Source organism: Paraburkholderia sp. J63, from assembly GCF_905220245.1.
Taxonomy (GTDB): Bacteria; Pseudomonadota; Gammaproteobacteria; order Burkholderiales; family Burkholderiaceae; genus Paraburkholderia.
This window is the reverse complement of sequence record NZ_CAJMZF010000054.1, coordinates 12589-36992: the sequence shown is the minus strand read 5'-3', so window position 1 is coordinate 36992 and position 24404 is coordinate 12589. Positions and strand designations below refer to the sequence as shown.

The following is a 24404-nucleotide window of genomic DNA, read 5'->3' as shown; positions in this document are numbered from 1 at the left end:
CATGCCACACAACCTGTGCATATGCACAGACTAGACGATACAGCGCTCCGGAACAACCGTCGCGCGCGGCATCACTTTATGGCCGCGCCGACAACAATCGCCCCGTATGCGCCGCCATCCCTTCAATCGGCTTTCTAGACCGTCTGTGCGGCGTCGCTGAAGAACTCCGTCGCGTGATCGATGAAGGCGCGCACTTTCGCGGGCAGCAGCGTGCGCGACGCATAGGCGAGACGGATTTCGATCTGCGCGTCGACGATCGGAAATTCGTCGAGCAGCGCGACGAGCTGCCCCGTCGCCAGTTCGCGCTGCACGAGCGGGCGCGGCAGGATGCCGATGCCGAACCCCTCCAGCACCATCGCCCGGTTGAAGTCGGGATTGTTCGAAGCGATGTCGTACTTCAGGCGCACGGTCACGTCCTCCCCGCCCGCGCGAAACGTGAGTGTAGGCTTGCGCAGCGAAGGCGGCATCGGCACGAACGTGTGCGCTTCGAGCTCCGTGGGATGCCGCGGCGTCGAGTTGGCCGCAAGGTAAGCGGGCGTCGTGACGAGCGCGACTGAAACGCGGTCGAGCAGCCTGGTCACCGTGCCCTCGTTGTTGAGCATGAACGGCAGCACAAGCCCCAGGTCGTAGCCGTCGGCGACCAGATCGACGGGGCGCTCGGTCAGCATCACGTCGAGCGTCACCTTGGGATGCGCGCGCTTGAAGCTGGCCATGAGCGGGACGAGCCGGTTCACCGCGGCCGTTGTGTGCGCAACGAGCCGCAGCACGCCGCTGGCCTCGCGCGTCTGCTCGGTCGCGACCGCTTCCAGCGCGTCCAGGTCGTCGAGCACGCGGCAGCAGCCGTCGTAGAAGCGCTCGGCGGCCTCGGTGAGCGAGACCGCGCGCGTGGTGCGATGAAAGAGCCGGCTGCCGAGGCGCTTTTCGAGTCGCGCGATCGCGCGCGAGACGACGGGCGTGGCGAGCCCGTGCATGTCCGCGGCGCGCGTGAAGCTGCGGGCCTCGACCACGGAACGGAAGATCCGCAGGGTGTCGATATAGTCCATGGCGATGGCGCCAGCGAGGGCGAATGGAAAGAGATTCGGATTCGGTGCACTAGCTTAAAGGTACTCACGCAAACGTGCAGCGCCCGGCGGCGTCATGGCGCAGGTTCGCCGAAGACTTCGGCGCAGAACGCGCGGCCGTCCTCGGAAAGGCTCGCGCGGCCGGTGCCGTCCTCGGCGAGCGTCGTCACTACGAGGCCGCCGTCGACGAGCGCCGTGAGATGGCGGCGCAGGCCGCTCATCGGCGCGCCCGACTGCTTCGAGAGCTTCGCGAGCGACCACGCGCGTCCCGGCGTTTCGCATTGCGCGCGCCAGAGCTGTTCGAGTATGGCCACCAGCACGGGGTCGATTTCGTCGCCGCTTGCGTCATTGCTTGCATCGCTCATCGTGCGTCTCCTCATGCCATCCTCGCGGCCAGCTCGCCGAGCGTCTTCAATGCCGACTCGGTCTGCGCGGTCCACGGATAGCTATAGTTCAGTCGAATGTAATGGTGAAAGTCGTTGCGCATCGAAAACATGTAGCCCGGCCCGATCGTGATGCCCTGCGCGAGCGCGGCCCGGTAAAGCCGCATGGAATCCACGCGCGGCGGCAGCTCGACCCACAGCACATAGCCGCCCTGCGGGTCGGACGTGCGCGTGCCCGCGGGAAAGAACCGTTCGATCATCGCACGCATGAGCCGCGCCTGCTGGCGATAGAAGCGGCGCAGCCGGCGCAGGTGGCGGTCGTAGCCGTCGTGGCGCAGATAGTCGGCGAGCGCGACCTGCGGCACCGAGGGCGTCGTGAGCGTATTGAGGAACTTGAGCTTCTCGACCTGCGCGCGATAGCGTCCCGGCAGCGCCCAGCCAATCCGGTAGGAGGCCGAAAGACTTTTTGAAAAGGACGCGCAATGGAGCACGAGCCCGCGCGTGTCGAACTGCTTGAGCGACGATGGCCGCGTCGGCCCGAAGTAGAGCTCCTGATAGACGTCGTTTTCGATCACGGGCAGGTCGTGCGCCTCGGCCAGCGCCACGAGCCGCTTCATGTGCGCATCGGGCATGCGAAAGCCCAGCGGATTCTGGAAATTCGGCATCACCATGCAGGCGGCCACTTTCTTGCGCGCGAGCACGCGTTCGAGCGCATCGAGGTCGATCCCGGTATCGGGATGCGTGCTCACTTCGATCGCGCGCATGCCGAGGCGCTCGATCGCGTGCAGCATCGCGTAGTAGGTGGGCGACTCGACGACCACGGTGTCGCCCGGCTTCGCCACCGCCTGCAGGCTCAGGTTGATGGCCTCGGTCGCGCCCACGGTGATGACGATCTCGTCGGGATCGACGTCGGCGCCGTTCTCGGCATAGCGGCGCGCGATCTGGCGAATCAGCTCCGGGTTGCCGGGCGGCAGGTCGTCGATGAGATTCCAGCTCGCATGGCGCCGCGCGATCGCGTTCGCGTACTGGTTGATGCGCCGCCACGGAAAGAGCGCCGGATCCGGATACGGCGAGCCGAGCGGCACCGCGTCCTGCGCGACGATGCTGCGCAAGGTGGACAGCACGAGGCGGCTCACGTCCACTGGCGCGGGCGCGGCGTTGGGCGCGGGCTCGATGGGCGCCTTCGCCGTGCCCGCGCGGCGCGGCTTCGCGCCCTGGGCCGCCTGCTCCGCGCGCGCCGCGTAGGCATTCGGCCCATCGCGCCCGGCCGGACGCGCCTTCACGAAGAACCCCGACTGCGGCCGCGACTCGATCACGCCGCGGCTCTCGAGCAGCGCATAGGCGTGCACCACGGTCTTCGCGCTCACGCCGTGCTGGGCGCTCGCGCGCCGCACCGAGGGAATGCGCTCGCCCGGCGCGAACACGCCGCGCCGCACGGCGGCCTCGATGTCGTCGGCGAGCTGTTCGTAGCGGGGCACGGCGGTCGGGGCGGTCACGGGCGTCAGGCAAGACGGAGCGGGCGATTCCGTGAGTCTATGACAAATCGCCGCAACTGTACCCCTTGCCTTTCCGTTTTTCTGTGATCACCGGGCGTACAGGAACACAGTAGCCTTCTCACATCGGGCGCTGCACCCGCACCGTCCTTGCCTGACCTGATCTGAACGCATCATGAAAAAGCCGCAGCCCCGCATCGAGCCCTATCACCATCCCGCCGCCGGCTGGGGGGCGCTCAAGCAAGTCGCCATCAACCTCATCAAGGAGAAGGTGACGGGCGGCAACTACCGGACGCTGCTCAAGCAGAACCAGCCCGACGGCTTCGACTGCCCCGGCTGTGCATGGCCCGACCGCGAGCACGCCTCCACCTTCGAGTTCTGCGAGAACGGCGTGAAGGCCGTGGCCGCCGAGGCCACCAGCAAGCGCGTGACGCCGCAGTTCTTCGCGGAGCACACCGTGACCGAGCTGATGGCGCAATCGGACTACGAACTGGAGCAGCACGGCCGCCTGACCGATCCGCTCGTGTATGACGCGCAGCAGGACCGCTATGTGCCGATCGCCTGGGACGATGCGTTCAGGCTCGTCGCGAAGCACCTCAACGCGCTCGACGACCCGAACCGCGCGGCCTTCTACACCTCGGGCCGCGCAAGCAACGAAGCCGCGTTCCTCTATCAGCTGTTCGTGCGCATGTACGGCACGAACAACTTCCCCGACTGCTCGAACATGTGCCACGAGGCCACGAGCCGCGGCTTGCCGGGCACGGTGGGCATCGGCAAGGGCACGGTCACGCTCGACGACTTCGAGCACGCCGACACGCTGCTGATCTTCGGCCAGAATCCCGCCACCAATCACCCGCGCATGCTGGGCGAGCTGCGCGATTGCGCGAAGCGCGGCGCGACCATCGTGTCGATCAATCCGTTAAAGGAGCGCGGGCTGGAGCGCTTCGCGAGCCCGCAGCACACGCTCGACATGCTCTCGCCTTCAGGCGTCCAGATCAGCTCGGTGTTCATCCGCCCGCGCGTGGGCGGCGACTTCGCGCTCATCAAGGGCGTGGCCAAGCGCACAATCGAACTCGACGACGCCGCGCGCGCCAGCGGCGCCGAACGCGTGCTCGACGTGGATTTCATCGCCGAACATACGGTAGGCTTCGAATCGTTCGCGGCCGACCTGCGCGCCGAGTCGTGGGACACCATCGTCGCCGAGGCCGGTGTGCCGCTCGAAGAAGTGCTCAAGCTCGCGGACATCTACACGAAGGGCAAGGCCGTCATCGCGACCTGGGGCATGGGCATCACGCAGCACAAGAATTCGCTCGCGACCGTGCAACTGCTCTCGAACCTCATGATGATGCGCGGGAACATCGGCCGGCGCGGCGCGGGCCTGTGCCCCGTGCGCGGCCATTCGAACGTGCAGGGCGACCGTACGGTCGGCATCGAGGAAAAACCGACCCAGGCGTTCCTCGACCGCCTTGGCAACGCCTACGATTTCGAGCCGCCGCGCGAGCACGGCTACGACGTAGTCGAGACGATCCACGCGATGCTCGAAGGCCACGTGAAGGTGTTCATCGGCCTCGGCGGCAACTTCTCGATCGCCACGCCCGACACGCCGCGCACGTGGGACGCGATGCGCTCGTGCGCGCTCACGGTGCACGTGACCACCAAGCTCAACCGCAGCCATCTCGTGCACGGCGAAGACGCGCTCATTCTGCCCACGCTCGGGCGCACCGAGATCGACTTGCAGAACGGCGTGCCGCAAGGCGTGAGCGTGGAAGACTCGATGAGCATGGTGCACATCTCGTACGGCATGAACCGGCCCGCTTCGCAGAACCTGCTTTCGGAGATCGCCATCGTCGCGCGCATGGCGCACGCCACGCTCGGCAGCGCGAAGGTGGACTGGCTCGGGCTTGCCGCCGATTACGCGTTGATTCGCGACGGCATCGAACAGGTCTTCGACGGCTTCGAGAACTACAACGAGCGTCTGAAGCAGCCGGGCGGCTTCCATCTGGGCGTGGCCTCGCGCGATCGCATCTGGAAGACGGAAAGCGGCAAGGCGCAGTTCGTGGTGCATGCCATCGCGCTCGATACGCCGATCCATCGCGCGCGCGCCGCGCACGGCCAGCAATTGATGACGCTGATGACCACGCGCTCGCACGATCAGTACAACACCACGATCTATGGTCTCGACGACCGCTATCGCGGCGTCTATGGCCAGCGCCGCGTGCTGTTCGCGAACCGCGAGGACCTGACGATGCTCGGCTTCGAGCCGGGCCAGCGCGTGGACATCACGAGCGTCTGGGACGACGGCGTGGAACGCCAGGTCGTTGACTTTCTGCTCGTGGAGTACGACATTCCGCGCGGATGCCTCGGCGCCTACTATCCGGAGACGAATCCGCTCGTGCCGCTTTCGTCGGTTGCCGATGGCGCGGGCACCCCCACCTCGAAGTCGATACCGGTGCTGTTGAGCCCCACGAGAGCGCAAGCGCTCGCGGCTTGAACGCTGCGCTCACGCGGCCGCTCAGGTCACAATGGCTTGCGCTTCAGCCCGCCAGCTTGCGGAACGTCTCCAGCACCGCATCGCCCTTGAAAGGCTTCACGATCCAGCCGCGCACGCCCGCCGCCTTGCCACGCTCCTTCATCGCGGGGCTGCTTTCCGTCGTGAGCATCACGACGTTGACGGCGGCATTGCCGAGTTCGCCGCGGATCTTCTCGACCATCGTGAGGCCATCCATGTTCGGCATGTTCACGTCGCTGACCACGAGCTTCACGCCCGGATTCGTGCGCAGCTTCGCGAGGCCGTCCTTGCCGTCCACCGCCGTGTCCACGTCCAGCCCGTTCTTGCGCAGAAAGCCCGCGACTTCGTCGCGCACCGTGCCCGAATCGTCCACCACCAGAATCTTTGCCATTTGCTTTTCCCTCCGCGCCAGGAGCGGCGCGCATTACGTCGACGCATGACGCGTCGATCTCATCAAAACAATTCGAGCTCGCCCGCGCTTTCGTGAACCTCGGTCAACGGCACGGCAACGAAGTCGAGCGGCGAATGTGTGCAAATGCACAGCGTCGCCCCCAGCCGCACCGTGCCGTCGATCGTGAGCGCATATGACTTCACGTAATCGGGCTTCAGCTCGCGCAGATACGGCAGACATTGGCTGCCGAGCGCATACGGCGTGGACATCCCCAGGTCAGGGAAATGCTCGATCAGTTGCTGGTTCAGCGCCCCGCAGCACAGGTTGCCGAACTCCATGAACGTGTCCACCAGCGCACCTTCGCCCGCGCTCGCGTAGTACGCACGCGTTACTTCGTCATCCTTTACATTCAGCAGGATCAGCAGGCGGAATTGCATCGACGAAATCGTGAGCAGAACCGCATGCTCGCCCTGCGCCCCATCGCCGGGTGCGGGCGCAATCTCGCACGCATGCTGCGGATCGGTCACGAGACGCGTGCGCGCCGCCGCGAAGAAGATCCGCTCGAAGCTGTCCTGTGCGTGCGGGCCGATCATGCGTGCACCCCGGCGCGCGCCGCTTCGAGTTGCGCGTGCAGTTGCCGCGTGAGCGACTCCACGCTCGCGAGCGAGGCCGCGATCATCTTGCCGCCCGCCTGAATGTCCTGGAACGTCGCCGCGGTGACGAGGTCATTGCGGTTCAGGCTGTCGCGGTAGCTCTTCGAAAGCTCCTGCGAGCGCGTGGCGAGCGCACGCACCTCGCCCGCGACGATCGAGAAGCCGCGGCCCGCCGCGCCCGCGCGCGCCGCCTCGATGGACGCATTGAGCGACACGATCAGCACGTGGCTCACGATCGACGAGAGCTCCTGATTCTTCTGGTGCATGTCGTGGTTCTGCGCCATCAGCGAGATCATCTGCTCGTGCCAGCGCTCGAAGGTCGCCGATAGCTGCCTCAGGCGCGCGGACTCCGCCGCGATGCGCTCGGCGCGCTGCCGTGCTTCGGCGCTGTGCGCGCGCTCGGCGCCAAGCGCCACTTCCATCGCTTCGTTCACGCACTTGCGCTGGGCGAGATCCGCGTGCAGCGAGTCGATCTGCGCGGCCAGCGCCGCATGTTCGTGCGCCGCTTGCGATTGCGCCGCGAACACGCGCGCCTCGGCCTGAGCGAGCGCTTCCTGTTGCTCGAAACGTTGCGCCTGTTGCGCGTCGCGCCCGTGCACACGCGCGCGCCAGGCGAGCCCCGCCGCGCCCAGCGCCGTCACCGCGACGCCTGCCGCCGCACCCATCAAATACGGTAAAACCACAGCTACCCCCACTATTGCGCCAGCGCTGCTTCGCGCAACGCCGCGCGCTCCGCGCCCGCCACGGCACATGCCTGCGGCAAATACACGATTGTTTCGAAGTGCCGATAATCGGCGCGTTGCCGGTCGTCGGTAAAACGCAGTTCGATGTGGCCGCCCTTGCGTTCAAGAAACGCGCGGACCGCATCCATGCCCACGCCGCGCCCCGACACCTCGGTCACGCTGTGCGCCGTGGAAAAGCCCGCGTGAAAGATGAACGCGGCCACCGTCTCGTCGCTGACCGTCTCGTCGGCGCCCAGCCAGCCGCGCTCGATCGCGATCGTGCGAATGCGCGCGAGCGCGAGGCCGCGGCCATCGTCGGCGAGCGCGATGCGCAGCGCGCCGTCGGCCACGGCCAGTTCGATGCTGATGCACCCGGCCTCGTCGAGGCCCCGCGCGCGGCGCTGCGCCGGCATCTCGATGCCGTGATCGAGCGAATTGCGCAGCAAATGCGTGAAGACGTCGCTCACGGTGCCTGCAGCGTCGCTGCGCAAGCGATAGCCGCCATCGTCGATACGCACGTGCGGCGCGACCTTGCCGAGCTCCTGCGCCAGCGAAGGTAGCGAATCGAGCACGCCTTCCAGCGCCTGCTCCACGCTCTCGGTGCCGATGCCACCCAGCACGCGGCGCAGTTCGGTGCGCATCGCACGCAACGAGGCGAGGTCGTGTTCGTTGGCGTCATCGAGCAGACGCAGGCTCGCGTCGATCGGCTCGCGCGCGATGCCACCAGCCCCGCCACCGCTGTTCTGCGCACGCGCACCGCGCCCGAGACTCACTTCATTGAGCGTCGCGTAGTGATCGACAGCTTCGCGCACGCGCTGCAAATCGGCGATCAGCGCCTGTTGGTCCCAAGCCTCGCCCGTGGCCTCGCGGCGCAGCGCGTCGTAGCGCTGCTCCACTTCGTGCACGACGCCCGTGAGGTGCTGCAGGCTGTAGGTGCGCGCGTTGCCCTTCACCGTATGCATGTTGCGGAACAGCGCGGCCACGGCATCCCGGTTCGCGCAGTCGTGCTGGCGAATGATGTGCTCGTTCTCGTGAATGAAGCCCTTCGAACTCTCCACGAACTGATGGAACTTCTCTTCGCTCACCGCGAGAATCTCGCCGATCATCTGCAAGCGGCGCTTCTGCTCGCCCGCTTCCGCCGCCAGCGCGCGCAGCTCGGTCACGTCGCGCACGCATAGCATGAGGCGCACGACCACGTCGTTTTCGTCGGTGATCGCGGACCAGCTCAGGTCGAGCACCTTCTTGCGGCCATCGGGCATCGTGCGCGTGATCTCGTTCACGAGCAGGTGCTGGTTGAACGCAAAGTTCACATCGTCTTCGCCGAGGCACGCGTGCATGGCCGCGTCGATCTGCGCGAGCGTGTCGGCGTCCAGTTCCGTGTGCGAGAACACGAGGTCCATGAGCGGGCGGCCCGCGATCTCATTCGTTTCGAAAATCGCTTCGAGGTAGGCCGAATACTCGTTGTGCACGCTCGCGCCTTCCACGACTGTGAGAATGCCCTGCTGCATGTTCTGCAGCATCGCCTGAATGTCGGCGGTCTTGCGTTTGAGTTGCGCGGAGCTGTGCTGGATCTTCTCGATCATGCCGTTGAACGCGACGATCGAGCGGCCGACCTCGTCCATGCGGCCCACCGGCACGCGGCGCGCGAAGTCCTGGCTCGACGCAATCTCGCTCATCATTTCCTGCATGCGCGAGAGCGGCCGCGTGATCTGGCGATAGAGCAGCGCGCCGATCAGCGTGAGCAGCAGCACCGCGCCGCCCGTCACGCCGGCGATGGCGCTCGTGGTGGTGTCGAGCATGCCGTTGAGCGCCTCGATGGCCTCGTCCTTCTGGCGGTTTTTCTCCACGCGCATCGTGGTGACGATGCCTTCGAGCTCGTCGCGATACTGCGCGACGTTCGCGAACAGGTAGGCCTGCGCGAGCGCGTCCTTGCCCGCGGCCTTCATGTTCGCCGTCTCTTCGATCGCGTTGAAATAGTTCGCAATGCTTTCTTTCGCCTGCGCGACGAGCCCGTCCTGCGCATGGCTCGCGGCGGCCTGGCGCTGCACGTCGAGCGCGGCGCGCAACGCGGCCTCCTTCTTCTTGAGCTCGTCCTGCGCGAGTTGGGCCGTGGTCACGTCGGGCGCGTAGACGAGCGTCATCGTCGCGAGTTGCACGTCCTTCACGAGCGAAACGAGATCGGAGGAAGCGAGCGCACTGGGCACGACGCCTTGCGTGACCTGGTGAACGTCGGTGGCGCTGCGGCGCGTCTGATAGACCGCGTAGCCGCCAATGGCGGACAACGCGACGAACATCAGCACGATGAGTAGCGTAATGCGGTGACGAATGGTCATGTCGAAATCCCCGGGGCCTTCGCCGTGCCGGACGCGCTATGGCTGCGCGACTCATGGCACGGAAGGCCAATTTATTCGAGGCGCATTATCGACGCTTATGTATGACGAAATGATGAATGGACAGGTTTCGTGTGCTGCCGCACAGATTTTTTGCGCGTGGCGTGGATCGGTTCAATCGAGCACCAACACCATATGCTCTTCGTCGAAGTATTCGCCGTCGATGCATATCGCGCGCGACTCCGTGCCGTAAATCGTGAAGCCGAGCGAACGGTACAACGTTTGCGCGCGCGGATTTTTGCCGCCCACGGTCAGTTGCACCTGCTCGACGCCGCTCGCGCGCGCGTGCTCGATGGCGCGCTCCATCAAGCGCCGCGCGATACCCGTGCGCCGGTACGCCGGCTTGACGAACACGCCCCAGATGAGCGACTTGTGTGCGAGCTTCTGGCGCGCCTCGCGCCGCCAGCCCACGATGCCGACGAGCACGCCGCTGTCGAAGGCGCCGAATACGGCTTGCCGATCGGTCTCGCGCACGCGCGCGATATTTTCTTCGCGCGTCCAGCGCGCTTCTTCCTCGTAGGTGGGCACGATGCCATAAGGCGTGTCGACGGTGGCTTCCAGGCGCAGAGCGTGAAACGCGTCGATGTCGTCTTCGGTAAGCGTGCGGATCGTGAGCGGAACGGCATTCATGAGCTTGGCCAGACGGAACGAAAGAGGATCGAACCCTGACGTTAACACGATTGCGGCCGCCGATTTCGCACAATGGCCCCAGCGGTCTGCGCTAATATTCTCATTCGATTCTTCGTGCTGTCACGCCACCGAGGCCCACCGTGCCGCATCCGACCGACTCCACGCCCACTTTCTGGCGCGACGAAGCCCTGCCCTTCATCGAAGTTCGCGCCATCGCCGATGGCCGCAAGCTGCGCTATGGCCGTCATGCGCACCGCACGTTCTCGATCGGCGCGGTCACGGGCGGGCGCAGCACCTATTCGAATGGCAACACGCTCGAACAGGTGCATGCGGGCGCCGTCGTCATCATCAACCCGGAGGTGGTGCACGCATGCAATCCCGTCGACGACGAAGCGTGGGCCTATCGGATGTTCTATCTCGACGCGGACTGGCTCGCGCAGCTCCAGCACGCGCAGGGCTTCGGCATGCAAGCGGGATTCGTTCCGTTCGGGCAAACGCTCACGTGGCGCGCCGACCTCTTCGCGGGCCTCAATGCGCTCTACGACGTGCTCGTGAATCCGCACGAAGACGTGCCGCGCAAGGAAAGCGCCGTCACGCAGTATTTCGCCGCGCTCCAGCAGGCGCTCAACCCCGCGCCCCATGCGAGTGCGCCCCGCGAGCAAAACCAGCGCCTCGCGCGCGCCGCAGAATTCATCGAGGGCAACTACACGCGCACGCTCAAGCTCGAAGAGATCTGCGCGGCGGCGCAGCTCTCGCCTTCGTATCTGATCCGCGCGTTTCGCGAGCAATACGGCATGACACCGCACGCGTATGTGGTGAACCGGCGCATCGAATTCTGCCGCGCGCAACTGCGGCGCGGCCATGCCATCGCCGACGTGGCCGCCGAAGCCGGTTTCGCCGATCAGGCGCACTTGCAGCGCGCCTTCCGCCAGTTCGTGGCGGCCACGCCGGGGCAATATCGCGGCTAAGGCGCGCGCGTAAAGTACGTCAAGCGCCTATGGCATTTGAAGCACCCGCGCTCGTCGTACGCCATTTACCCGCGCAGCAGCCATAGCGCGCTCGCCGCGAGCAGCACCGCCATCGTGCGGTTCACGAAGCGCACGCGCGCCGGTTCGCGCAGCGCCTGCCTCAGCGACGCGCCCGCCCATGCCCAGCACGCAATCGACGCGTAGCAGACCACGAAATAGATCGCCGCGAACTGCCACACGATCCCGTTCTCGCCCGAGGCCGCATAGGCGCCCATGCCCGCGACCGAAGCGAGCCACGCCTTGGGGTTGAGCCATTGCATCGCCGCGCCGGTCATCAGCGACGGACCACGCGCGGCGCGCGGCGTGTCGATGCGCCCATCGTCCATCGCGAGCTTGTACGCGACGTACAGCAGAAACGCCACGCCCGCCCATTCGATCGCGCGCGTGAGCGACGGCCATTGCGCGAGCAGCTCGCGCAGACCGAGCCCGATCAGCAGCAATAGCAACGCGAAGCCGACCGTCGCGCCGGTCACGTGGCGCAGGCTCGCGCGTAGTCCGTAGCGCGCGCCCGCGCCCAGCGCGACGATATTGACGGGTCCAGGGGTGATCGACGTGGCCAGCGCGAAGGCGGCCATGGAAAGTGCGGTGCTCACGGTTCTCCTCGATACGCCAGGCGGCGATGATCCAGCGTTGAGCGTACGAGGCGCGCGCGAGCCTGTATTGAAGAAAATGACCTCGCCGATACGCGCTGGGCGCGATGGGCGCCCCGTCGAAGTCACGCTATGATTCGCCGATCAGGCTGTTTTCATCGAAGTCGCCATCGAATAGCGCGGAATAGCGCGCCGGCGACTCATCCACCGGACTCTCGACGTGAAAAAGATCCTCATCATCGGCATTGGCGCCGGCGATCCGAATTACCTGACCGTGCAGGCCATCGAGGCGCTCAATGCCGCCGATGTGTTCTTCGTGATGGACAAAGGTCCCGCGAAAGACAAGCTCGTCGCGCTGCGCAAGGAGATTTGCGCGCGTTTCATTAGTGATCCGAATTATCGGATCGTCGAAGCGACGAGCCCCGAGCGGCGGCGCGACGGCGTCGAATACAAGGCGGCCGTGGACGAGCTCAATCGCGACAAGCAGCGCGTGTTCGAAGGCCTGATCGAGAACGAGCTCGCCGAGGGGCAATGCGGCGCGTTCCTCGTCTGGGGCGACCCGTCGCTCTACGACAGCACGATCCGCATTCTCGATGCGATACTCGCCGAAGGACGGCTCGCGTTCGACTTCGAGGTCATTCCGGGCATCAGCAGCGTGCAGGCGCTCGCGGCGAAGCATCGCGTGCCGCTGAACTTCATTGGCAAGCCCGTGAGCATCACGACCGGACGGCGGCTCGCGGAGCGCGGCTTCCCCGACGATGCGGACAGCGCCGTGGTGATGCTCGACGCGCAGAATGCGTACACGCGGCTTGCGGGCGAGGATCTCGACATCTATTGGGGCGCCTATGTGGGCACGCCCGACGAGATTCTCGTGGCGGGACGGCTCGAAGACGTGAAGGACGAGATCGTGCGCGTGCGCGCCGAGGCGCGCGAGGCGAACGGCTGGATCATGGACACCTATCTGCTGCGCAAGCGCGGCGTGCAGGACTGAAGGCGTCCGCGGCCCGATCAGACGTTCGCGGCTTCGGCTTCGGCCACGGCGGCGGCGCGCGGGCGCTTCCACTGCACGGTCGCCAATAGCGACGCCGCGACGATGAGCGCGCCGCCCGTCCACGCGGCCACGCTGAGCCGCTCGCCCAGCCACGCGCAGGCGAACAGCGCGCCGAAAGCGGGCTCGCTGCCCATCAGCAACGCGACGCGCGTGGGGCTGCTGCGGCGCACGGCGTAGTTCTGCACGAAGAAGGCGAACAGCGTGCAGGCCAGCACGAGCCACGCCATGCTCGCCCAGAACCCATGATGCGACGCCAGCGCGGGCAACGCCTGCCATTGCTGTGGCGCGAACAGCAGCGCAATCGACGCACTGCCGAACGCCACGCAGCCCGCTTGCACCGCCGTCACCGCGAGCGGCGCGAGGGCGCCGTCGCGCATCACGCGCTTCGTCACGCACACGGAAATCGCGCGCAGCAGCGCCGCTAGCAGAATCAGCGCATCGCCCGCATTCGGCACATAGGCGCCGCCCGCCAGCAGCCACGCGCCCACGAGCGACACCGCAACGGCCAGCCATTCGGCGCGCTCGGGGCGCCTGCGCAGCATCGCCCACTCCACGAGCGGCGTGAGCACCACGCACAGGCTGATGAGAAACGCCGCATTCGACGCGCGCGTGAGCATCACGCCGAACGTCTCGCACAGGAAGATGCCGAGCAGCAGCGCGCCGGCGATCAACGCGCCGCCGAGCGCGCGGCGCGAAGCCATGCGCAGCGACCGCAGCGCGGGCGAGAGCAGCACGAAGGTCACGCCGAAGCGCAGCGCGAGCAAGCCGAGCACGGGATAGAACGCCAGCGCGTGCTTGACCACGCCGTAGCTCGTGCCCCAGACGAAGGCGACGCCGAGCAGCAGCCAGTCGGCGATATGCATCAGATGAGGGTGGGATCGGGATGACATGGGGCGGACCTCGTCGGCGGTGAGCGGGTGGAGCGACTGGAACGTCTGGAGCGGGTATTGTCCGGCGTTGCGCGTGCCGCGATAATCGGGCAGTGCCGCACAGCTTTTATGTCACGAATGCACAGATCGCCCATCGCGTCCCGAGGCCGTCGCTCTCCCTATGAATCCCACTACGCTCTTCGCCCTGCTGCCCGACCTCGCGACCTTCGCGCGCGTGGTGGAAGCCGGCAATTTCTCGGTGGCCGCGCGCCAGCTCGGCAGCACGCCTTCGACAGTGAGCCGGCAGATCAAGCGGCTGGAAGAGGCGCTGGGCGCGCGCCTCATGGAACGCTCGACGCGCCAGGTGCGCGTGACCGAGTCCGGCGCCGAGGTCCACCGCCACTGCCGCGACATGCTGGGCGCCGCGGCAGGCGCCATCGACGCCGCGGGCCAGCTCTCCGCGAAGCCGCAAGGGCGCGTGAGCGTGAGCGCGCCCACGGCCTACGCGAAGACCGTGATTCATCCGCTGATTCCGGGGTTCCTGCGCGCCTATGCGGAAGTGGACGTCCAGCTCGTGTTCACCGACCACGAAGTCGATCCGCTGCGCGACGGCCTCGATCTCGTGATCCGCCCCACGCGCACGCCGCCGCCGGGGCTCGCCGCGCGCCAGCTTGGCGCGGTGCGCTGGCTGCTGTGCGCATCGCCCACGTATCTGGCGGCGCGCGGCACGCCGCAGACGCCGCGCGAACTCGCGCAGCACGACTGCCTGTGGTTGGGCGAAACCGCCGACGATCATCGCTGGCGTCTGCGCCAGGGCACGCAAACGCAGACCGTCGAGGTGAAAGGCCGCTATATCGCGAACCACGCGGGCGCGAGGCTCGAAGCGGCGCTGGAGGGCTGGGGCATTGCGAGCCTGCCCGACTTCACGGCCGCCGAAGCGCTGCGTGCGGGGTCATTGGTGCAGGTGCTGCCGGAGTGGGTTTTCGAGGCGCGCGCCTATATGGGACCGGTTTGGCTGCTTTATCCGCCTAACCGGTTCTTGCCGCCCAAGGTGCGGGCGTTGATCGATTATCTTGCGCGGCATTTGGGTGGGGGGCGGGAGGGGTGAGGCGCGCCGGCTGCCCCCTAATCCCCTAAAGATCGTAGGGGAAATGCCGTTAATCCTTGCATGTTGTCGGGTCGTGTCGACCCCATTGCAAGGAAACCCATGCGCAACAATCAGCCCGTCACGCAGCAGGAGTTCGACTACCCTGCTTCGCAGATGCTCGTCTCGGCCACCGATCTCAAGGGCCGCATTCAATATTGCAATCCCGCGTTCGTGGCCGTTTCCGGTTTCACGAAGGCGGAATTGATCGGCAAGGCGCACAACGTCATCCGCCATCCTGACATGCCGTCCGAAGCCTTCGCAGACCTCTGGGAAACCATTCGCGCCGGCCGCCCCTGGACCGCGCTCGTGAAGAACCGCCGCAAGAACGGCGATCACTACTGGGTGCGCGCGAACGTGACGTCTGTCTCGGAGCAGGGCACCGTGGTGGGCTATCTGAGCGTGCGCGTGAAGCCGAGCCGCGAGGAAATCCGCGAGGCCGAGGCGCTCTATGCGCAGATGCGCGAAGGGCGTCTGCGCGGCGCGCGTCTGCGTCGCGGCGAAGTCGTGCGGACCGGCCTCTTCGGCGCGGCGCGCTCGTTCATGCGTCTGCCCGTGGCCACGCGCATCGCGATCGGCTATGCGCTCGTGCCCACCGCGCTCGCCGCCGCGGGCTTCGGCGCCTGGGGCGGGCTGCCGCCCACGCCGTTCTGGTGCGCGTTCGGCGCGGCGGCGGTGTTCAGCTTCGCGGCCTGGCGGCTCGCCACGCGCCATCTCGGCGGCCCGCTCGAGCAGATGTCGATGGTGTCCACGCGCATGGCCGCGGGCGATCTCACGGCCACGCTCGCCATTGCGTCGAAGGACGATCTCGGCGACGTGCTCCAGGCGCTCAATCAGTTGCAGGCCAACCTCACGGCCATCGTGTTCGACGTGCGCGCGCAGATCGACGGCATGCTCGAGGCCGCCCATGAGATTTCGAGCGGCAATCTCGATCTCTCGCGCCGCACCGAGTTGCAGGCCGCCTCGCTCGAAGAGACCGCCGCGACCATGGACCAGCTCACCACCACCGTGCAGGCCAACGCCGACGCCAGCGCGCGCGCCCTCGACCTCGCGCGCGAGGCGCAGTCGGCCGCCGCCGAGGGCGGCTCGCTCGCGGGTCGCATGGAGCACACGATGTCGGGCATCACCGACGCTTCGCGGCGCATCGCCGACATCACCGGCGTGATCGACGGCATCGCGTTCCAGACCAACATCCTCGCCCTCAATGCGGCCGTCGAGGCCGCGCGCGCGGGCGAGGCGGGCCGCTCGTTCGCCGTGGTCGCCGGCGAGGTGCGCATGCTCGCGCAGCGCTGCGCGGCCTCCGCGAAGGAGATCAAGCAGGTCGTGGACGCGAGCGTGAGCGAGATCGCCCAGGGCACGGAACTGGTCGGCCGCACGAGCGCACAGATGCGCGCCATCGACGAAGCCGTGAGCCGCGTCTCGGCCATCATCGTCGAGGTCGCCAACGCGAGCGGCGAGCAGGCCGAAGGCATCCACCAGGTCAATCAGGCGGTCGCGCATCTAGACAGCGCCACGCAGCAGAACGCGGCGCTCGTCGAGCAGGCGGCCGCCACGGCGCAGCGGCTCGCCGAGCAAGCCGACGTGCTCGACGAGGCCGTGCGCCTGTTCACGGTCGCGGGCACGCAATCGAGCGCGCGCGGCGCGCCGGCACAGCGCAATGCTGCGCGAGCACCTGTGCAGATGCACACTGAAACGCACGAGCAGGAGGAAGCGCTCGAAGCCTGAAGCGCTTTCACGCGCGGATGCGATACGCCATTCGAAAGCATTTCGTAATTTCATTGCTGGCTTCGATTAAGCTGATAGATCGGCATAAATCCCATCTCGACGGTGCGCAGGCGAGGCCTCACTATGGAACCCGTCAGCGCCCATGACCTGGGTGTCTGATCCGAGTAACAACGGCGTTTCAACGGCTCGCCCGGCCTCTACCGGATGAGCCGTTTTTTCTTGTGCGCAGCGTATTCGTACGGTGAGGAAATACGGGAGCCGCACAGGAATCGATGCCGCGCTAAAGCCCCTTTGCGTCATGCCCATGACAACGCGCGACGCGGCGACATACGGCGCATGCACCGTTGCAGGGCGCGCAAAAATCCTCGAGCCGGTACTCGTGCGAGCGTGGACTCGCGTTAAACTGACTGGCCGGGGCTCGCGGCGGCCTGGTGTGTGCGTCCGCGCTCACAGCGATAAGACGCCGCGCAGCCGACCCCGTACAATGGCTCGACCACACACGAGGACGACATCAATGCGCACGACCGGGTCTTCCGGAACCATGACCCTGCTCACCGAGCATGACGAAGCGACCGGACGCGAAACGCGTTCGCTGCGTCTCGAATCGGCGGCCGACGGCAAAAGCCTCTTGCTGGTCGAAGTCGACGAGCGCAAGCCGGGCATCCATCGCGAAGTGCGTTATGAAATCACGCCCGCGGAACTGATCGCGGCCATCCGCGCGCAGGGCGCCGAGCTTCCAGGGGAATCACACAGCCGGTAATACACGCGGCCGTCTTTCTTGATGGGCCGCCCTCTCGCGAAGACGCTATCCAGGGCGTCTTCGCATACGCACGCCTCCGCCGCCCGCCATCTCCCCGCCCCACCCACGCCCGAGCGCAATAAATCCGCATTGGGCGTATGCTTTTGACCTCGCTTGCACGCCTTCGAAATGCGTCCATAATCGATACGTTCATCTTTCAGCGCGCGCCGTCTGCGGCGCGCCGGGCAAGGGAAGTAAGCCGATGCTACATGACCTCATCGCGCAGTACGGGCCTGCGCTCGTGTTCCTGAACGTGCTGGCCGGATCGCTCGGCCTGCCCGTGCCCGCGATGCCGGCGCTCGTGCTGTTCGGCGCCATGGCCGCCATGCATCCGGGCTCGATCGGCCAGCAGGTCGCGCCGGTGCTCGGCCTGTCGATCGTCGCCACGCTGATCGGCGACAGCGTCTGGTTCCTCGCCGGCCGGCTCTACGGCGGCAATACGCTCAAGACGCTCTGCAAGCTCTCGCTCTCGCGCGACACCTGCGTGAAAAAGACCGAGCGCTTCTTCGGCCGTTGGGGCGTGCGCGTGCTCGCCATCGCCAAGTTCGTGCCGGGCCTCTCGATCGTCTCCGTGCCGATGGCGGGCGCGATGGGCACGCCCTACCGCCAGTTCGTGGGCTTCGACGGCATTGGCGCCGCGCTCTGGTCGGGCACGGGTCTGTTGATCGGCGTGCTGTTCGCGCCGCAGATCGACATGATGCTCGCGGGCGCAAGCCGCCTCGGGCGTCTCGCCGCGGTCGTGGTCCTCGCGCTGTTGCTGCTCTACGCGACGTATCGCTGGCAGCGCCGCCGCCAGCTCATCAAGAAGCTCGCGAACGCGCGCATCACCGTCGACGATCTCTACCGCGCGATGGCCAACAAGCCGCCGCCCGTGATTTTCGACATCCGCTCCGCGGAAAAGCGCAAGCTCGATCCGTACATCATCCCGGGCTCGCTGTTCGCCGACGAGCGCCAGCTCAACGAGATTCTCGAGAAGTACCCGCGCGACCAGAAGCTCGTGATCTACTGCTCGTGCCCCAATGAAATTTCCGCGGCCTGGATGGCGAAGAAGCTCGCCGAGGCCGGTTATGTCGACGTGCTGCCGCTGCTCGGCGGCATCGATGCCTGGCGCGACGCGGGCCGCACGCTCGAGCCGCTGCAGGTGATGGCGCAAGCCGAGGTGCCGGTCAACATCACGCCGAAACCCGTTTGATCCGCGCGGATTCACGCTGATCCGCGCTGACGCGCGCGTCGCCTCCCCCGCCGCCGCGCGCATGAGGAGAAACGCCTGATGGGCTCTCTCGCCACTGAGCCGCCTCGCTACGAGGCCCCGCATTCCACGCTTGCCGATACGCAGCCGCAGCCGGCCGAGGCGCCCTTCTCGACGCTCTCCTCGCGGCGCCACCAGATGTTCCCCATTCTCTCCGACGAGGAGATCGAGCGGCTCTCGCGCTTCGGCGAACGGCGTCGCTGGGAGCCGGGCGAGTTGCTTTTTCAGACCGGCATGACCGGCCCCGGCATGTTCGTGGTGCTCTCCGGCCACGTGAAGGTGTTGCAGCGCGACGGATTCGGCCGCGAGCGGCTGATCAACGAGCATGGGCCGGGCAGCTTCCTCGCCGAAGTGGGCCAGCTCTCGGGCGGTCCGTCACTCGTGGACGGCCTCGCGCTCGAACCGGTCGAGGCGCTGCTGATCCCGCCCGAGCGCTTGCGCGCGGCCATCGTCGCCGAAGCCGAGCTTGGCGAGCGCATCGTGCGCGCGCTGATCCTGCGGCGCGTCGCGCTGATCGAGAAAGGTGCGGGCGGCCCGATTCTCGTCGGCAAGCACGACGACCCTTCGCTGCTCGCGCTGCAGGGCTTTCTCTCGCGCAATGGCCATCCCTATTCGGTGCTCGACGAGCGCGACGAAAGCAGCATGCTCTGCGTGATCGAACGCTTCGCGGCGCGCTGCGAGGACCTGCCGCTCGTGATCTGCCCCGACGGCTCGGTGCTGCGCCACCCCACTTCGCCCGAGCTCGCCACCTGCCTCGGCCTCTTGCCCGAGCTCGACGGCGAGCGCGTCTACGACGTGGCCGTGGTGGGCGCGGGCCCGGCGGGCCTCGCGACCGCCGTGTACGCGGCCTCCGAAGGCCTTTCGGTGATCGTGCTCGACGCGCGCGCCCCCGGCGGCCAGGCCGGCGCGAGCTCGCGCATCGAAAACTACCTGGGCTTTCCCACCGGCATCTCGGGCCAGGCGCTCGCGGGCCGCGCGTTCGTGCAGGCGCAGAAGTTCGGCGCGCACGTGGCCATTCCCGTCATGGTGCGCAAGCTCCATTGCAACGAGGAACCGCGCCGCCTCGAAACCTGCAGCGGCAACGTGCGCGCGCGCACCGTCGTAATCGCGAGCGGCGCGATCTACCGGCGGCCCAGCATCGGCGGACTCGACCGCTATACGGGACGCGGCGTCTACTACTGGGCCTCGCCCGTGGAAGCGAAGCTCTGCAAGCACGAGAACGTCGTGCTGGTGGGCGGCGGCAACTCGGCGGGCCAGGCGATCGTCTATCTCTCCTCGCACGCGCGCCATATCGACGTGCTCATCCGCAAGTCCGGCTTCGAATCGACGATGTCGCGCTATCTGATCGACCGGATCTCGTCGCTGCCGAACGTCACGGTGCATCCGCAGTGCGAGATCGGCGCGCTCGAAGAAGACGAGGCAGGGCTCGCGGCCATCCGCCTGCGGGCGCAATGTCCGTTGTCGGGCGCCGAGCGCTTCGACGCGCGCCACCTGTTCCTCTTCACGGGCGCCGATCCCAACACCCACTGGCTGCACGAATGCGGCGTGGCCCTCGACATGCACGGCTTCGTGCTCACCGGCGCGGACGACGCCGCATGCAGCCTCGCCACCTCGATCGACGGCGTCTACGCGATCGGCGATGCGCGCGCGGGCTCGACCAAGCGCGTCGCGGCGGCGGTGGGCGAAGGCGCGGCCGTGGTCGCGCAGATCCACCAGTGGCTCGGCGCGACGCCCGTCCCGCGCGCGGCCGTGACGCCGGCCGCGATGGGCGCGATGGCGGGCCTGCATGCGTGACTTGAGTGACGGAATGGCGCTCGACGCGCCCGCCGAAGCGGGCGCGCCATCGGCCACGCGCGTGACGCTATCGCTCGCGGCGGCGCGCACGCTGCATCTCGCGGCGCAAGGGCTGCTCGCGCCGCCGCGCCGCAAGGCCACGCGCGACGACGTGCTCGACGCAATCCGGCGCATGGCGCAACTGCAGATCGACACGATTCATGTGGTCGCTCGCAGTCCTTACTTCGTGCTGTTCAGCCGCATCGGCGCCTATGACACGCGCTGGCTCGACGCCCATCTCGCCGAAGGCCGGCTGTTCGAATACTGGTCGCACGAGGCCTGCTTCGTGCCGATCGAGGACTATGGCCTGTTGCGCCATCGCATGCTCGATCCTTCGGGCATGGGCTGGAAATACGCCGCCGACTGGCATGCGAAGCATCGTCGCGAGATCGACGCGCTGCTCGAGCGCATCCGCGCGAACGGCCCCGTGCGCTCTGCCGATTTCGCGCGCGAAAAAGGCGAGAAAGGCGGCGGCTGGTGGGACTGGAAGCCCGAGAAGCGCCACCTCGAAGTGCTGTTCGCGACCGGCGCGCTGATGGTGGCCGAGCGCCGCAATTTTCAGCGCGTCTATGACGTGGCCGAGCGCGTGCTGCCCAGCTGGAGCGACGCGCGCGACCTGCCCGCGCGCGCGGACGCCGAACGCGCGCTGCTGTTGCGCACCTGCCAGGCGCTCGGCGTGATCCGCGCCGACTGGGCCGCCGACTATTACCGCCTGCCGCGCCGCCCGTACACCGAGGCGCTGCATGCGCTCGCCGACGCGGGCGAGCTCGTGCCCGTGCGCGTGGAAGACTGGAAGCACGACGCGTTCGTGCATCGCGACTTCGCACCGCTCATCGACGACGCCGCAAGCGGCGCGCTGGCCTCCACCGCCACCACGTTGCTCTCGCCGTTCGACCCGATCGTGTGGGACCGCAAGCGCGCGACGGCGCTATTCGGCTTCGACTATGCGATCGAATGCTACCTGCCCGCGCACAAGCGCAGGTACGGTTACTTCGTACTGCCAATATTGAATCGCGGCAAGCTGATCGGACGCGCCGATGCGAAAGCCCATCGTGCGCAGGCGGTATTCGAGTTGAAGTCGCTGCATCTGGAGCCGGGCGTGCGCGTGAGCGGCCGTCTCGTGAGCGATCTGCGGCGCGCGCTGCAACGTTGCGCCGACTGGCACGGCACGCCGGAACTGCGGATCGGCGAGGCGCCGCACGGACTGGCCGACGCGCTGCTTGCCGAGCCATGAATCACGGCTTGTGAATCACGACACCGGAAAACGAAGCGCGGGCGGCGCGCCCGTTGCGCACGCCGCCCGCGCGGTCTCTGCTTGCCTCGCGGGTGCTCAGCGCTCCAGCTTCACGCGCAACTCGCGCGCCGCTTCGAGCAGACCTTCATAGCCCGAGCGCGCATGCTCGGGCAGATCCGGGTCGCCCACCAGCGCACCCAGCGTTTCGATCAGGCTGAAGACCAGCCCCTTGGCCGCGCCCTTGGCGATGCTGCCGCTCTTCACGCCTTCGTCCACGTGCGAGAACGCCGCGTTGAGATTCTCCAGATCGTGCTTGCGCGCGTCGTCGCCTGGCGCTTGAGCGTCATCCTTTTGCGTGTCGTCGCTCGTCATGATGAACCGTTTCCCCTTACTGGTACGTCGTGAAAAAAATCCCGCACTGCTGTTATATACCGATCGCAAGCAGCCGTCCATCGGCCGCCGGCGGGTACGCCGCGCCGCCCGGCAACGCTCCGGGCAGCTCCCGAATCTTCTCACCTTTGCACGTTCCCTGCCGATACGCGCGCCACTCGCGCTTGCTGCGGCTCATGGCAGGCGCAGAGAAAAGCCCTGAAAACAGGCATCGATTCATTGGGCCGTCGGCAAGACGGCTGCGTGGCGGTGCGCTTGCGCATGCGTGCAAGCTCACTCCGGCACACTCCCGCAAACGCTCACCTTTGTGCTGTAAAGAGTCATTCGCGCGCCGGTTGCAGCGCCGGCCAGCACAACGCAATGCGCTTGCGCACCTGGCGATCCGTTGCGCGTTTCCCCTTGTTTCAAGGCACTTTCTCGCCGGACACCGATTCGTCACACGGCGCGCGCGGCACGCCAACGGTGCGCCCGCACGCGGCGCCTCGCTCACTCCCGAAAAGCCTCACCTTATGGCAGGCGCGTGGCACGCGCGCCGCGATCCGCCTTGACGCCATCCGCTCGCCTCTCCAGACTGTGCAAGTCTCCCGCGAGCCCGAGCGTCCCTCATGCCCACGAACCATGTCACGCCTTTCATCCCCGAGCGCTTTCACCACGCCGCGCCGCATTACCTGAGCGGCCGCCCCGCGTACTCGCCCACACTCATTCGCCGCGTCGCGCAGCATGCCGGCCTGAACGGCACGCAGCGCCTGCTCGACCTCGGCTGCGGGCCCGGCCAGCTCTCGCTCGCGTTCGCGAGCTGGGTGGCCAGCGCCGTGGCTATCGACCCGGAGCCCGCCATGCTCGAAGTCGCCGCGCAACTGGGCGCGGGCATCGCGCCGAACATCGAGTATCGCCAAGGCAGTTCGTATGACCTCTCGCCCCTGCTCGGCCGGTTCGACCTAGCCGTGATCGGGCGGGCGTTTCACTGGATGGATCGCGTCGATACGCTCGCGCGGCTCGATGCGATCCTGAGCGAACGCGGCGCCCTCGCGCTCTTCAACACGACGCATCTGGACGACCCGCTGCACCCCTGGGCCGCGCAATACCGCGATCTGCTCGACCGTTATGCCGATAACGATCCGGCACGCGAAATGCGCCGCTCGCCGCAATGGGAGAGCCATGCCGATGTGCTCGCGCGCTCGGCGTTCGCCGCCATCGAGCGCATTTCGGTGATCGAGTACCGCCGCGTGAGCGCGGAGCAGTTGAAGGCGCGGCCGCTTTCGATGTCGAGTCTCTCGCGCGAGCGCCTGGGCGAGCGGCTCGACGCGCTGCTCGCCGGGATCGACGCCATCGTCGCCACGCACGGCGAGGATGGCTGGCTCGTCGAGCGCATCGAGTCGACCGCCACGATTGCCACGCGCGCGCTCGCGTAAGCGGCGCCAGCGCGCGGCCATCGCTTGCGGTATCGTATGACGATGACCTCGAAAGGAGACGTAATGAGCTACGCCACGAAAGCCCCGGCCCGCCAGGAAATCGATGCGCTGAGCGGTCTCGCCGTGCTGGAGTTCGGCACCGACTGGTGCGGCTATTGCCAGGGCGCACAGCCCCTGATCAACAATGCGTTCGCGAAGCACCTCGACGTGCGTCGCATCAAGGTGGAAGACGGCCCGGGCCGCGCGCTCGGCCGCTCGTTTCGCGTGAAGCTCTGGCCCACGCTCATCTTCCTGCGCGACGGCTCGGAAGTGGCGCGCGTCGTGCGTCCCGGCAACGCCGCCGAACTCGACGCGGCATTCGACGCGCTCGGCTGAGCGGTCATCCAGCTTTCAGGGCCACGGCGCCACCAGGGCGCGCGCTGCCCCATGGCGCCAGAAGCGCCGCGCGCTCACTCGAGCCCGGCCAGCAAATCGTCGATGGCGCGATAGACGCGCTCCACCACTTCCGGCCCCACCTCCGCTTCGAGCGCCTTGTAGCGCGCTTCCAGATCCCTCGAAATCGCTTTCACGAGCTGGTGGCTCTTCTTCGTGAGCGTCACGAGCACGCGCCGCTGGTCGTCGGCGAAACGCTCCTTCGTCACGAGGCCCAGCGCCTCCATGCGCGCGAGCACGCCCGCCATGCTCGGGCTCGAAATCGTGCACAGATCGGAGATCTGGCGCGGCTCGAGCGGCCCGCTCTCGTTGAGCGCGCGAATCACGCGCCATTGCTGCTCCGTGAGCCCATGCGCCGTGATCAGCGGACGGAAGCGCTCCATCATCTTTTCGCGCGCACGCAAAAGCAGCATGGG

General features: G+C 67.1%; 23 protein-coding genes. 11 read left to right on the top strand and 12 right to left on the bottom strand.

The window, feature by feature from the left end; genetic code table 11:
• Positions 1-134: 134 nt before the first annotated feature.
• The 3 genes from U5775_RS34570 to U5775_RS34560 all read right to left on the bottom strand — a co-directional run bounded on the left by U5775_RS34570 (position 135) and on the right by U5775_RS34560 (position 2922).
• Positions 135-1043, bottom strand: coding sequence for a LysR family transcriptional regulator (locus tag U5775_RS34570; protein ID WP_322062625.1), 909 nt, complete (start codon positions 1041-1043; stop codon positions 135-137).
• A gap of 92 nt (positions 1044-1135) precedes the next feature.
• Positions 1136-1426 (bottom strand): helix-turn-helix domain-containing protein, encoded by a 291-nt coding sequence (locus U5775_RS34565; RefSeq protein WP_322062624.1) that lies wholly within the window; start codon positions 1424-1426, stop codon positions 1136-1138.
• An 11-nt stretch (positions 1427-1437) separates the two neighbouring features.
• Entirely contained in the window at positions 1438-2922 is a 1485-nt protein-coding gene (locus tag U5775_RS34560) for a PLP-dependent aminotransferase family protein (RefSeq protein ID WP_322062635.1), read from the bottom strand.
• 190 nt (positions 2923-3112) lie between these two features.
• On the opposite strand from U5775_RS34560, the gene U5775_RS34555 reads away from it, so the two are divergent.
• Positions 3113-5428: an FdhF/YdeP family oxidoreductase gene (locus tag U5775_RS34555; RefSeq protein ID WP_322062623.1), complete on the top strand. Its 2316-nt coding sequence runs from the start codon at positions 3113-3115 to the stop codon at positions 5426-5428.
• A 43-nt stretch (positions 5429-5471) separates the two neighbouring features.
• Here U5775_RS34555 and U5775_RS34550 read toward each other — a convergent pair whose 3' ends face one another.
• The 5 genes from U5775_RS34550 to U5775_RS34530 all read right to left on the bottom strand — a co-directional run bounded on the left by U5775_RS34550 (position 5472) and on the right by U5775_RS34530 (position 10232).
• Positions 5472-5837, bottom strand: coding sequence for a response regulator (locus U5775_RS34550; protein WP_322062622.1), 366 nt, complete (start codon positions 5835-5837; stop codon positions 5472-5474).
• A 62-nt stretch (positions 5838-5899) separates the two neighbouring features.
• Entirely contained in the window at positions 5900-6430 is a 531-nt protein-coding gene (locus U5775_RS34545) for a hypothetical protein (protein ID WP_322062621.1), read from the bottom strand.
• Positions 6427-7173 carry a methyl-accepting chemotaxis protein gene (locus U5775_RS34540; RefSeq protein ID WP_322062620.1) on the bottom strand — a complete coding sequence of 249 codons (747 nt, stop codon included), beginning with the start codon at positions 7171-7173 and terminating at the stop codon, positions 6427-6429. The genes U5775_RS34545 and U5775_RS34540 overlap by 4 nt, the downstream gene beginning before the upstream one ends.
• 11 nt (positions 7174-7184) lie before the next feature.
• Entirely contained in the window at positions 7185-9545 is a 2361-nt protein-coding gene (locus U5775_RS34535) for an ATP-binding protein (protein ID WP_322062619.1), read from the bottom strand.
• 171 nt (positions 9546-9716) lie between these two features.
• Positions 9717-10232 (bottom strand): N-acetyltransferase, encoded by a 516-nt coding sequence (locus U5775_RS34530; RefSeq protein WP_322062618.1) that lies wholly within the window; start codon positions 10230-10232, stop codon positions 9717-9719.
• Positions 10233-10372: 140 nt separating this feature from the next.
• On the opposite strand from U5775_RS34530, the gene U5775_RS34525 reads away from it, so the two are divergent.
• Positions 10373-11200 (top strand): AraC family transcriptional regulator, encoded by an 828-nt coding sequence (locus tag U5775_RS34525; RefSeq protein ID WP_322062617.1) that lies wholly within the window; start codon positions 10373-10375, stop codon positions 11198-11200.
• A gap of 65 nt (positions 11201-11265) precedes the next feature.
• On the opposite strand, the gene U5775_RS34520 is transcribed toward U5775_RS34525, so the two are convergent.
• The gene (locus U5775_RS34520) at positions 11266-11853 is read right to left on the bottom strand and encodes a LysE family translocator (RefSeq protein WP_322062616.1); all 588 of its coding nucleotides are present in this window, start codon (positions 11851-11853) and stop codon (positions 11266-11268) included.
• 217 nt (positions 11854-12070) lie between these two features.
• Between U5775_RS34520 and cobF the strand changes: the two genes are divergently transcribed.
• Positions 12071-12841 (top strand): precorrin-6A synthase (deacetylating), encoded by a 771-nt coding sequence (cobF, locus tag U5775_RS34515; protein WP_322062615.1) that lies wholly within the window; start codon positions 12071-12073, stop codon positions 12839-12841.
• 17 nt (positions 12842-12858) lie between these two features.
• On the opposite strand, the gene U5775_RS34510 is transcribed toward cobF, so the two are convergent.
• Positions 12859-13791, bottom strand: coding sequence for a DMT family transporter (locus U5775_RS34510; protein ID WP_322062614.1), 933 nt, complete (start codon positions 13789-13791; stop codon positions 12859-12861).
• Between the two features lie 160 nt (positions 13792-13951).
• Here U5775_RS34510 and U5775_RS34505 point away from each other — a divergent pair, with 160 nt between their 5' ends.
• The 6 genes from U5775_RS34505 (at position 13952) to U5775_RS34480 (ending at position 21754) form a co-directional block, all read left to right on the top strand.
• A complete protein-coding gene (locus tag U5775_RS34505; RefSeq protein ID WP_322062613.1) occupies positions 13952-14878 on the top strand; it encodes a LysR family transcriptional regulator in 927 nt (308 codons plus the stop codon).
• A 99-nt stretch (positions 14879-14977) separates the two neighbouring features.
• Positions 14978-16639, top strand: coding sequence for a methyl-accepting chemotaxis protein (locus tag U5775_RS34500; protein ID WP_322062612.1), 1662 nt, complete (start codon positions 14978-14980; stop codon positions 16637-16639).
• A gap of 514 nt (positions 16640-17153) precedes the next feature.
• Positions 17154-17399, top strand: coding sequence for a hypothetical protein (locus tag U5775_RS34495; protein WP_028218303.1), 246 nt, complete (start codon positions 17154-17156; stop codon positions 17397-17399).
• A gap of 241 nt (positions 17400-17640) precedes the next feature.
• The gene (locus U5775_RS34490; RefSeq protein WP_322062611.1) at positions 17641-18630 is read left to right on the top strand and encodes a DedA family protein/thiosulfate sulfurtransferase GlpE; all 990 of its coding nucleotides are present in this window, start codon (positions 17641-17643) and stop codon (positions 18628-18630) included.
• Between the two features lie 78 nt (positions 18631-18708).
• The gene (locus U5775_RS34485) at positions 18709-20481 is read left to right on the top strand and encodes an FAD-dependent oxidoreductase (protein ID WP_322062610.1); all 1773 of its coding nucleotides are present in this window, start codon (positions 18709-18711) and stop codon (positions 20479-20481) included.
• A gap of 13 nt (positions 20482-20494) precedes the next feature.
• Positions 20495-21754 (top strand): winged helix-turn-helix domain-containing protein, encoded by a 1260-nt coding sequence (locus U5775_RS34480; protein WP_322062634.1) that lies wholly within the window; start codon positions 20495-20497, stop codon positions 21752-21754.
• A gap of 96 nt (positions 21755-21850) precedes the next feature.
• Here the strand turns inward: U5775_RS34480 and U5775_RS34475 are convergent, their stop codons facing one another.
• Positions 21851-22126 carry a hypothetical protein gene (locus U5775_RS34475; protein ID WP_322062609.1) on the bottom strand — a complete coding sequence of 92 codons (276 nt, stop codon included), beginning with the start codon at positions 22124-22126 and terminating at the stop codon, positions 21851-21853.
• 623 nt (positions 22127-22749) lie between these two features.
• Between U5775_RS34475 and U5775_RS34470 the strand changes: the two genes are divergently transcribed.
• Together U5775_RS34470 and U5775_RS34465 are read left to right on the top strand one after the other, a co-directional pair.
• Entirely contained in the window at positions 22750-23556 is an 807-nt protein-coding gene (locus U5775_RS34470) for a class I SAM-dependent methyltransferase (protein ID WP_322062608.1), read from the top strand.
• A gap of 63 nt (positions 23557-23619) precedes the next feature.
• Entirely contained in the window at positions 23620-23931 is a 312-nt protein-coding gene (locus U5775_RS34465; RefSeq protein ID WP_322062607.1) for a thioredoxin family protein, read from the top strand.
• Between the two features lie 74 nt (positions 23932-24005).
• Here the strand turns inward: U5775_RS34465 and hpaR are convergent, their stop codons facing one another.
• Positions 24006-24401 carry a homoprotocatechuate degradation operon regulator HpaR gene (hpaR, locus tag U5775_RS34460; protein ID WP_134754852.1) on the bottom strand — a complete coding sequence of 132 codons (396 nt, stop codon included), beginning with the start codon at positions 24399-24401 and terminating at the stop codon, positions 24006-24008.
• Positions 24402-24404 lie beyond the last annotated feature (3 nt).

Excerpts from the sequence above, each read along its gene's own strand:
- U5775_RS34480 (WP_322062634.1), top strand. The coding sequence starts at position 20,495 with ATGGCGCTCGACGCGCCCGCCGAAGCGGGCGCGCCATCGGCCACGCGC.
- U5775_RS34570 (WP_322062625.1), bottom strand. The coding sequence starts at position 1,043 with ATGGACTATATCGACACCCTGCGGATCTTCCGTTCCGTGGTCGAGGCC.
- U5775_RS34535 (WP_322062619.1), bottom strand. The coding sequence starts at position 9,545 with ATGACCATTCGTCACCGCATTACGCTACTCATCGTGCTGATGTTCGTC.
- U5775_RS34475 (WP_322062609.1), bottom strand. The coding sequence starts at position 22,126 with ATGACGAGCGACGACACGCAAAAGGATGACGCTCAAGCGCCAGGCGAC.
- U5775_RS34510 (WP_322062614.1), bottom strand. The coding sequence starts at position 13,791 with ATGTCATCCCGATCCCACCCTCATCTGATGCATATCGCCGACTGGCTG.
- U5775_RS34505 (WP_322062613.1), top strand. The coding sequence starts at position 13,952 with ATGAATCCCACTACGCTCTTCGCCCTGCTGCCCGACCTCGCGACCTTC.
- U5775_RS34550 (WP_322062622.1), bottom strand. The coding sequence starts at position 5,837 with ATGGCAAAGATTCTGGTGGTGGACGATTCGGGCACGGTGCGCGACGAA.
- U5775_RS34545 (WP_322062621.1), bottom strand. The coding sequence starts at position 6,430 with ATGATCGGCCCGCACGCACAGGACAGCTTCGAGCGGATCTTCTTCGCG.
- U5775_RS34485 (WP_322062610.1), top strand. The coding sequence starts at position 18,709 with ATGGGCTCTCTCGCCACTGAGCCGCCTCGCTACGAGGCCCCGCATTCC.
- hpaR (WP_134754852.1), bottom strand. The coding sequence starts at position 24,401 with ATGCTGCTTTTGCGTGCGCGCGAAAAGATGATGGAGCGCTTCCGTCCG.
- U5775_RS34530 (WP_322062618.1), bottom strand. The coding sequence starts at position 10,232 with ATGAATGCCGTTCCGCTCACGATCCGCACGCTTACCGAAGACGACATC.
- U5775_RS34555 (WP_322062623.1), top strand. The coding sequence starts at position 3,113 with ATGAAAAAGCCGCAGCCCCGCATCGAGCCCTATCACCATCCCGCCGCC.
- U5775_RS34490 (WP_322062611.1), top strand. The coding sequence starts at position 17,641 with ATGCTACATGACCTCATCGCGCAGTACGGGCCTGCGCTCGTGTTCCTG.
- U5775_RS34465 (WP_322062607.1), top strand. The coding sequence starts at position 23,620 with ATGAGCTACGCCACGAAAGCCCCGGCCCGCCAGGAAATCGATGCGCTG.
- U5775_RS34565 (WP_322062624.1), bottom strand. The coding sequence starts at position 1,426 with ATGAGCGATGCAAGCAATGACGCAAGCGGCGACGAAATCGACCCCGTG.
- U5775_RS34470 (WP_322062608.1), top strand. The coding sequence starts at position 22,750 with ATGCCCACGAACCATGTCACGCCTTTCATCCCCGAGCGCTTTCACCAC.
- U5775_RS34500 (WP_322062612.1), top strand. The coding sequence starts at position 14,978 with ATGCGCAACAATCAGCCCGTCACGCAGCAGGAGTTCGACTACCCTGCT.
- U5775_RS34495 (WP_028218303.1), top strand. The coding sequence starts at position 17,154 with ATGCGCACGACCGGGTCTTCCGGAACCATGACCCTGCTCACCGAGCAT.